Below are 8,926 nucleotides of genomic sequence, written 5' to 3'. Positions count from 1 at the left end.
TTATGCTTGGAAAAACAAGTCTGTTTTAAGCGACAAAAAAGAAGGCATAAATCGGATATGCCTTCTTCTATATGCTTGATTTAGATATGTTTATTTATCTTTCTTTCCGAAGAGAGAGAAGTGTACATACCGTTTCGGATGTTCTTGCAGGTCTTTTAAAAGAGAAGCTGCGTTGGCAGAAGTCTCATTGAGGTTTTTATACAATGCGTCATCATTCAACAGCAATCCGATGGAGTTGTCCTTGCTGCCTAGTTTTTCTGTCAGCAAATGCACATTTTGAAGGGTGGAATCCACTTTTTGGAAAGTGGCTGCATAATCAATTCCTTTCAAGTTTTCACTGATACCCTTCAAGTTTTCAGTGATGGCGGTCACATTGCTTGTCAGCTGAGGGATATCCTTGCTCATCAGCCCATGCAATTGTACGCTGGTTGCGTTCAGCGAAGCCGTTAGTTTTTCTGCATTATAGAGCGTCTGCTTCAATGCCGGGTCGGCCAGTAACTGGTTTAATGAGGTCAAAATAGAATCCAGTTTCGGCATCATCTGTTCTACTTTAGGAAGCAAATCCTTTTCAGCTTTTCCCATAATACCCGTATTAGCTGTTCCTTTAATTGTATCTCCTGGCGTTAAGAACGTGGTCGATTCGTGCTGTAGCAGCATGTTCATTTTGACGGTTCCCAGCATTTCTGTCACCAGCTCTGCCTTACTTCCTGCCGGAATGCGCAAGTCCTGGTCTACTTCGATGCCCACAATCACATGTCCTGGATTCTGGTGGTTGTATTGCAGATCGCGCACGATACCTATTTTATAACCGTTGGCAAACACAGGGCTCGATTGAGCCAGTCCGTTCACATCGGTAAAATCTACGTAATAATAGCTTTCCGGTTGGAACATGTTGATTCCCTTCAAGTAATTGATGCCGAAAAAGAGAATCAGTAATGCTCCGATTCCTGCAAATCCGATTTTTACTTCTTTCTTCATATATTTAAGTTTGTGAGTTTTTAAGTTTGTGGGTTCTTAGGCCTGCAGTTTTTTATTTTTCCGCTTGAAGGTTTGAACCCCGAGAACCAAAAAAGTTTATCTGTTTTGCTTGAATTCTCGTATAGCTTGGTTGATGTTCATTTTTACTCCGTCCTTGAAAGCAATGATGAATGCATCCTTGAATTTGCCGTCTACCTTGCTTCGTTTCAGGCGGAGTATGTGGTTGTAATTAGTATCTGAACCATAGGTATATTTTATGATACCCTTTTCCTTGTAACTTTCCACGGGTCCCAGTCCTTTAAATTGTTTGCTTTTGGGTGAAAGCTGGCGGTCAGAAGTCAGTATCTGTATTTTGAATACAGGCTTTCCGGCAGCGTTCGTTTCATTATCTTGTGAAGCAACCTGTTTAGCCGGTGTAGTCGTTACTTTTACTTCCGGCATGTCTGTTGCTTCAGTTTCAGTAAAAAGAGTAGTGTTTTCTGCGGCCATCGGGCGGCTTCCAGATGCTTTTCCTCCTTTATAATTTAGAAAAGCCCGGTAAATACTTTGGGCCAGTGTCGAGCTGCCTTGTTCAGACAGCAGGAAAGACTCTTCCGCAGGATTAGTGATGTATCCCAGCTCTATCAGCACACTGGGCATCGATGTAGCGCGTAGAACCAGAAATCCGGCCTGATGTACCCCTTTGTCCGTGCGGTTGGCATTTCGGAAGTACTGTTGCACGGAAGTAGCGAAGTTCACACTTTGTGCCATGTTCTTGTCTTGCAAGAACTCAAAAATAATATAACTTTCTGCTGAATTCGGATTGAATCCGGCATAACGCTGTTTGTAATCGTCCTCAATTAGAATTACCGCATTTTCTTTCTGGGCCACTTCCAGGTTTTCCTGTGTACGATGCAGACCGAGGGTATAAGTTTCAGTACCGCTGACCTTGCTGTTCCTTGAAGCCAGCGAATTGGTATGAATGGAAATAAAAAGGTCAGCCTTGGCCTCGTTGGCTATTTCAGCCCTCCTGTGCAACGGGATAAACACATCCTTTTCACGTGTGTATACTACCCGTGTATCTGGGCAGTTTTGTTTGATAAGCTGTCCCAATTTCAGCGCTACGCTTAAATTGATGTTTTTTTCCTTGCCTCTTCTGCCTATCGCTCCAGGGTCGTGCCCTCCATGTCCGGCGTCAATCACGACAGTGAAATTCGTTTTAGCCGCATGTGCCTGAGGGGCTAAGCTGAAAGTCAGCAGCAGACTTGTAGCAATATACAGTATGTTGAGAATTCTCCTTTTCATAATTAAAATAACGCGGCAAAGTTAATATTTTTTTGTCGACTTGCTTTCTGTTGCTTCAAGAATTCTTCTATTGCTGTAATAATTGCTATAAAAACCGAAAAATAAGCAGGTCTTTATTTTAAAATTTCTACATTTGTGTAATTCGTAAAAATAGAAAGGAGTAATTTATGACATTGATTGACGGAAAGTCTGTTTCAGAACAAGTGAAACAGGAAATTGCTGCTGAAGTTGCAGAGATTGTGGCTCGAGGAGGAAAACGTCCTCATCTGGCTGCTGTTCTTGTCGGACATGACGGCGGCAGTGAAACTTACGTAGCCGCGAAGGTCAAGGCTTGTGAGGTGTGTGGGTTCAAGTCTACATTGATTCGCTATGAATCGGATGTGACAGAAGAAGAACTTCTGGCAAAGGTGCAGGAATTGAATGCTGATTCGGATGTAGACGGTTTTATCGTGCAGCTTCCGTTGCCTGCTCATATCTCCGAGCAGAAAGTCATCGAAGCAATAGATTACCGTAAAGATGTAGACGGTTTTCATCCCATTAATGTAGGGCGTTTGTCTATAGGTCTTCCTTGTTACATCTCCGCTACCCCTAACGGAATCATGGAGCTGTTGCGTCGTTATCAGATTGAGACGAAAGGTAAGAAATGTGTCATTCTGGGGCGGAGTAACATTGTAGGAAAGCCGATGGCCATGCTGATGATGCAGAAAGCCTGTCCGGGCGATGCCACTGTAACCGTATGCCATAGCCGCAGCAAAGATTTGGTGAAAGAATGCCGGGAAGCAGATATTTTGATAGCAGCCATGGGGCAGCCCCATTTCGTTACTGCCGACATGGTGAAGGAAGGCGCTGTAGTAATAGATGTCGGTACCACACGTGTGCCTGATGCAACCCGTAAATCCGGCTTCAAACTGACAGGCGATGTGAAATTTGATGAGGTCGCTCCGAAATGCGCTTACATTACGCCGGTACCCGGTGGGGTAGGTCCTATGACCATTGTTTCGTTGATGAAAAATACGCTGTTGGCGGGAAAAAAGGCAATATATTGAGAAAATAGTGGATTTTTTTGATGAAATGTTTGCAGATTCGGAAAAATCCTCTACCTTTGCATCGCTTTTGAAAAGAAAGCCAACATGGTGACTATAGTTCAGTTGGTTAGAGCGTCAGATTGTGGTTCTGAATGTCGTGGGTTCGAGTCCCACTAGTCACCCGTTTAAATTTGAAAGTCCTGCAGTTCTTGCGGGACTTTTTTGTTTTCCTGCACTTCTGTTTATACACAAAAAATGCGCTATCATGCCTTCACAGGCGGATAGCGCAAGCTACAATACAAAATACAAATACAACTAAACGAGATTTTGTGCTAAAAATTAAAGCATTCAAAGATACGAATAATATTTTATCCTTTCCTCATGCTTGTTGGTAATTTTAATTATCCTTAATATTCACACAATGCCCTGTGCTATCATGGCGTGAGCCACTTTCATGAATCCGGCAATGTTCGCACCTTTCACATAATTGATGTATCCGTCGCTTTCCTTACCGTATTTCACGCACTGTTCGTGAATATTGTGCATAATCAAGTGAAGCTTTTCGTCCACTTCCTGTGCCGTCCAGCTCAAGTGCATGGCATTCTGACTCATTTCCAGTCCGGAAGTAGCCACACCACCTGCGTTGACAGCTTTTCCGGGAGCATACATTATCTTGTGCTCGATGAATGCGTCGATAGCTTCCGGTGTGCATCCCATGTTGGAAATTTCTCCTACGCAGAGTACCTGGTTCTTTATCAGATTCTGGGCATCTTCGCCGTTCAATTCATTCTGGGTTGCACATGGCAGTGCGATGTCCGCTTTGACCTCCCACGGGCGTCTTCCCGGGACGAAAGTCGATTCAGGGAATTTTTCAGCATAGGGTGCTACGATGTCGTTGCCCGATGCGCGTAGTTCCAGCATGTAGTCAATTTTCTCTCCACTGATACCTTCCGGGTCATAGACATAACCGTCCGGTCCGGAGATGGTAATTACTTTTGCTCCCAGTTGGGTCGCTTTGGTAGCAGCTCCCCATGCTACATTTCCGAATCCTGAGATAGCCACTGTCTTGCCTTTGATTTCGATACCCTTTTCGTCCAGCATGTGTTTCACGAAATACAAACCGCCGAAGCCCGTAGCTTCCGGACGAATCAGTGAGCCTCCGAATTCGAGTCCCTTGCCGGTGAATGTACCGGTAAATTCGCGGGTCAGTTTCTTGTACATGCCGAACATGTAACCCACTTCGCGTCCGCCCACTCCGATGTCACCGGCAGGCACGTCCATGTCCGGTCCTAAGTGACGCCACAGTTCCAGCATGAATGCCTGGCAGAAGCGCATGATTTCCGCATTGCTCTTGCCGCGTGGAGAAAAGTCAGAACCACCTTTTCCGCCTCCCATCGGCAGGGTAGTGAGGGCATTCTTGAATGTTTGCTCAAATCCCAGGAACTTCAAGATAGACAAGTTTACAGAAGCATGGAAACGGATACCGCCTTTGTACGGGCCGATGGCATTGTTGAATTGTACGCGGTATCCCAGGTTTGTCTGTACTTCTCCCTTGTCGTCTACCCATGTTACGCGGAATGTAAAGATACGGTCCGGTTCCACCAGTCGTTCAATGATTTTCGCTTTTTCAAATTCGGGGTGTTGGTTGTAGATATCTTCGATAGAAAGTAATACTTCCCTGACTGCCTGAAGGTACTCAGATTCACCTGGATGCTTGGCTTCCAGTGATGACATGATTTTATTAATGTCCATAATCAAATAATTTAAGGTCTGACAAAATGAAATATTTTGTATCTGCAAAGATAGGAATTTACCTGTATATTCAAAGTGTTTTACCCGATTTTTTGATGTTTTGGTTGAATTTTGTTAGTTTTTTATCAACTATCAAGAAAGATTTGCAAAAATCGTGTGAAATTCCGATTTTTGTTTTTCATAATATAATAAGCTTTAAAAGAAGATACCATGCTCACCAAACTAAGAATTAAACTCCGTCAGCTTTATTTCAAGGATACGCAGTTTGCCAACCTTATGACCAAGCGTATTTTCAATGTGCTGCTGGTGGCCAATCCTTACGATGCGTTCATGCTTGAAGACGACGGGCGCATTGACGAAAAGATTTTCAATGAATATATGAATTTAAGTCTTCGCTATCCTCCTCGTTTTACGCAGGTTTCTACGGCAGAAGAGGCTTGGGAGCAGTTGCGCAACACCATGTTCGACCTGGTCATCTGTATGCCGGGATCCGACAACAGCGACACGTTCGACATTGCCCGCGACATCAAGAAGCAGTACCCCCATCTTCCGCTGGTAGTATTGACTCCCTTCTCACACGGCATCAAGGAACGGATGGAGCATGAAGATTTGAGCATCTTTGAATACGTGTTCTGCTGGCTGGGAAATACCGACTTGCTGGTGTCCATCATCAAATTGATAGAAGACAAGATGAACCTGGAACATGACATCAAGGAGGTCGGCGTACAGATGATTATGCTGGTAGAGGATTCCATCCGCTTCTATTCCTCCGTATTGCCCAACCTCTACAAGTTCGTTCTCCGGCAAAGTCAGGAGTTTGCCACAGAGGCTCTGAACGAGCACCAGCGCACCCTCCGTATGCGCGGACGTCCTAAGATTGTGCTGGCCCGTTCCTACGAAGAAGCTACGGATTTATATAATAAGTACCAGAACAATGTGCTTGGTATCATATCCGATGCCCGTTTTCCGCACGACGGCATCAATGATCCGCAGGCCGGCGTGACCCTGTTGCGTGAAGTGCGTAAGCGTGATCCGTTCATACCACTCATCCTTCAGTCGGCAGAAGAAAGCAACCGCTGCTATGCACCGGAGCTGGATGCCGTGTTCATTGACAAGAATTCCAAGAAGATGAACATTGACCTCCGTGAAGCCGTGTCAGACAACTTCGGCTTCGGTGATTTCATTTTCCGTGACCCCCACACCATGAAGGAGGTGGCCCGTATCCACAACCTGAAGGAACTACAGAACGTGATATTTGCCATCCCTGCAGAGTCTTTCCTTTATCACATCAGTCGTAATCATATTTCGCGCTGGTTGTATTCGCGTGCTATCTTTCCGGTAGCTGAGTTTTTGAAACAGATTACATGGGAATCCCTTCAGGACATCGATGCACACCGTCAGATTATTTTTGAGGCCATCGTGAAATACCGCAAGATGAAAAACCAGGGTGTGGTAGCCGTGTTCCAGCGCGACCGTTTCGACCGCTATTCCAACTTTGCCCGTATCGGCGATGGCTCGTTGGGAGGCAAGGGGCGAGGCCTGGCCTTCATTGACAACATGGTGAAACGCCACACGGAGTTCGATGAGTTCGAGAATGCCTCCGTCATGATTCCGAAAACCGTAGTCCTCTGTACCGACATATTCGACGAGTTCATGGACTCCAATCAGTTGTACCAGATAGCCCTGAGCGATGCGGCCGACGACGTGATTCTCCGTGCCTTCCTTCGTGCCAAGCTTCCCGACCGCCTGGTAGAAGACTTCTTTGCCTTTTTCGATGCCGTGAAGGCTCCGATTGCCATCCGTTCCTCCAGTTTGCTGGAAGACTCCCATTACCAGCCCTTTGCCGGAATCTATTCCACTTACATGATTCCCTATCTGGACGACAAGTACGAAATGCTCCGCATGCTGGGCGATGCCATCAAGGGAGTGTATGCCTCCGTATATTATAAGGACAGCAAAGCTTACATGCAGGCCACCAGCAACGTGATAGACCAGGAAAAAATGGCCGTTATCCTGCAGGAAGTGGTCGGCACCCAGTATGGCGACCGCTATTATCCGGCCATTTCCGGCGTAGCCCGCTCCATCAACTATTACCCGATTAATGACGAGCTGGCCGAAGAAGGAACCGTCAGCCTGGCTTTGGGGTTAGGAAAATACATTGTAGACGGCGGGCTGACCTTGCGCGTGTGTCCGTATCACCCTACGCAAGTGCTCCAGACCAGCGAAATGGAAATCGCCCTGCGTGAAACACAGACCCGCTTCTATGCCCTCGACTTGAAGAACCTGGGACAGAACTTCTCGCTCGACGACGGGTTTAATCTTCTGAATCTTCATGTAAAAGATGCTGAAGCCGACGGAGCCTTGAATTTCATCGCTTCCACCTACGACCCGTATGATATGGTGATACGCGACGGCATTTATCCCGGGGGGCGTAAGCTGATAACCTTTGCCAATGTCTTGCAGCACGATGTATTCCCGCTGGCCCGCATCCTGCAACTGGCACAGAAGTATGGACAGGGTGAAATGCGCCGTCCGGTAGAAATCGAGTTTGCCGTCAACTTTGATGCCCGTACAAAGAGCGGCATCTTCTATCTGTTGCAGATACGTCCGATGGTCGATGTGAAAGCCGGACTGGATGAAGACCTGAGTGTGATTCCCGATGAACGCTTGCTGCTCAAGAGCGAAAACTCCTTGGGACATGGCATGATGGATGACATGCAAGATGTCATTTATGTCAAGACAGAAGGCTATTCCGCATCCAATAACCAGTTGATAGCTTACGACATTGAAAAGTTCAACCGTCGTTTCCTCGATGAAGGGAAACACTACATACTGGTCGGCCCCGGACGCTGGGGAAGCAGCGACACGTGGCTGGGCATTCCGGTGAAATGGCCCCACATTTCGGCAGCACGCATCATTGTGGAGGCCGGACTGACCAATTACCGTGTAGACCCCAGCCAGGGAACTCATTTCTTCCAGAATCTGACTTCCTTCGGGGTAGGATACTTCACCATCAATGCCTATATGAACGACGGCATCTACAACCAGGCTTTGCTCGACAGCATGCCGGCGGTAGAAGAAACCCAGTACCTGCGCTGGGTACGGTTTGCAAAACCTTTGTCCGTCAAGATGGACGGAAAGAAAAAGCTCGGCGTAGTAGAACTGCCGGAAGATTGACCGGCTTTGACTGAAAACTTGATTATTCACAGGGGGCAAGTCTTGACTTTTCCAAGTCTTTGCTTGCCCCCGTTTTTTATAGAATATCATCAGTAAATTAAGTTTCTGAAAATCTGTGGATTTGACAAAAATAGAAAGCTGATTTGTTTTTTCAAAAATGTAAAGCCCCCTTTTTATGTTTTTCAGCATAGAAACATAGGTCTTTTATGGGTAAAACATACGTTTCCGCCGACAGAAACATAAGTTGCCGCACCGAGAAACGTAGATGATGAAAAAGTATTTTCTATAAAATACCGATAGGATTAGAAATAATTGATTCGACCAGTCAGGGGGTAGATAACATAAATTTGTTGAATTATAAGTTATTTGCATCCAGATAGTTGTTTGCTTTGTTTACGATTTGTATGTAAAAATAGAGAGAGGGGGATCGATTGAAGAATTTAATTGCATAGTAAAGAACATTGCTGGAAATAGATGATTTGACGGTGCAGCTAAAGTGATTTATAAGACACATTAGGTTCTTTTGTATTCATTTCTTTAGTCTTAAATAAGACTTATAAAATATATTAGTACATTACTGTCCACTAAAAATCGCGAATAGCTCTTTGAAATAATTGAATTACAGTTTGTTACAAGAGGTTTCCTTGCGCAACGATTTGAAATCATAACTTTGCAGCCTTAACTTAGGTTGCATATGAATAAAGACAAAT

5 protein-coding genes and 1 tRNA gene are annotated in these 8,926 nt (G+C 45.4%); 3 read left to right on the top strand and 3 right to left on the bottom strand.

Annotation, left to right across the window (positions count from 1 at the left end; genetic code table 11):
- Window positions 1-90 precede the first annotated feature (90 nt).
- Window positions 91-978 (bottom strand): MlaD family protein, encoded by an 888-nt coding sequence (locus ACMJ0U_RS04040; protein ID WP_417128347.1) that lies wholly within the window; start codon window positions 976-978, stop codon window positions 91-93.
- Window positions 979-1,074: 96 nt separating this feature from the next.
- Window positions 1,075-2,262 (bottom strand): N-acetylmuramoyl-L-alanine amidase family protein, encoded by a 1,188-nt coding sequence (locus tag ACMJ0U_RS04035; RefSeq protein WP_417128345.1) that lies wholly within the window; start codon window positions 2,260-2,262, stop codon window positions 1,075-1,077.
- A 167-nt stretch (window positions 2,263-2,429) separates the two neighbouring features.
- On the opposite strand from ACMJ0U_RS04035, the gene folD reads away from it, so the two are divergent.
- Complete coding sequence (folD, locus tag ACMJ0U_RS04030) at window positions 2,430-3,308, top strand: bifunctional methylenetetrahydrofolate dehydrogenase/methenyltetrahydrofolate cyclohydrolase FolD (RefSeq protein WP_417128343.1); 879 nt, start codon at window positions 2,430-2,432, stop codon at window positions 3,306-3,308.
- Window positions 3,309-3,395: 87 nt separating this feature from the next.
- Window positions 3,396-3,469: transfer RNA gene (locus tag ACMJ0U_RS04025), tRNA-His, on the top strand.
- A 232-nt stretch (window positions 3,470-3,701) separates the two neighbouring features.
- On the opposite strand, the gene gdhA is transcribed toward ACMJ0U_RS04025, so the two are convergent.
- Window positions 3,702-5,039 (bottom strand): NADP-specific glutamate dehydrogenase, encoded by a 1,338-nt coding sequence (gdhA, locus tag ACMJ0U_RS04020; protein ID WP_417128341.1) that lies wholly within the window; start codon window positions 5,037-5,039, stop codon window positions 3,702-3,704.
- 210 nt (window positions 5,040-5,249) lie between these two features.
- On the opposite strand from gdhA, the gene ACMJ0U_RS04015 reads away from it, so the two are divergent.
- Window positions 5,250-8,216: a PEP/pyruvate-binding domain-containing protein gene (locus ACMJ0U_RS04015; RefSeq protein WP_417128340.1), complete on the top strand. Its 2,967-nt coding sequence runs from the start codon at window positions 5,250-5,252 to the stop codon at window positions 8,214-8,216.
- Window positions 8,217-8,926: the final 710 nt, after the last annotated feature.

Origin of the sequence: Phocaeicola sp. (assembly GCF_048170425.1) — a bacterium.
GTDB lineage: Bacteria > Bacteroidota > Bacteroidia > Bacteroidales > Bacteroidaceae > Phocaeicola.
This window is presented reverse-complemented; position numbering and strand designations above follow the sequence as displayed.

Coding starts and splice junctions, on each gene's coding strand:
- ACMJ0U_RS04040 (WP_417128347.1), bottom strand. CDS start 978: ATGAAGAAAGAAGTAAAAATCGGATTTGCAGGAATCGGAGCATTACTG.
- ACMJ0U_RS04035 (WP_417128345.1), bottom strand. CDS start 2,262: ATGAAAAGGAGAATTCTCAACATACTGTATATTGCTACAAGTCTGCTG.
- folD (WP_417128343.1), top strand. CDS start 2,430: ATGACATTGATTGACGGAAAGTCTGTTTCAGAACAAGTGAAACAGGAA.
- gdhA (WP_417128341.1), bottom strand. CDS start 5,039: ATGGACATTAATAAAATCATGTCATCACTGGAAGCCAAGCATCCAGGT.
- ACMJ0U_RS04015 (WP_417128340.1), top strand. CDS start 5,250: ATGCTCACCAAACTAAGAATTAAACTCCGTCAGCTTTATTTCAAGGAT.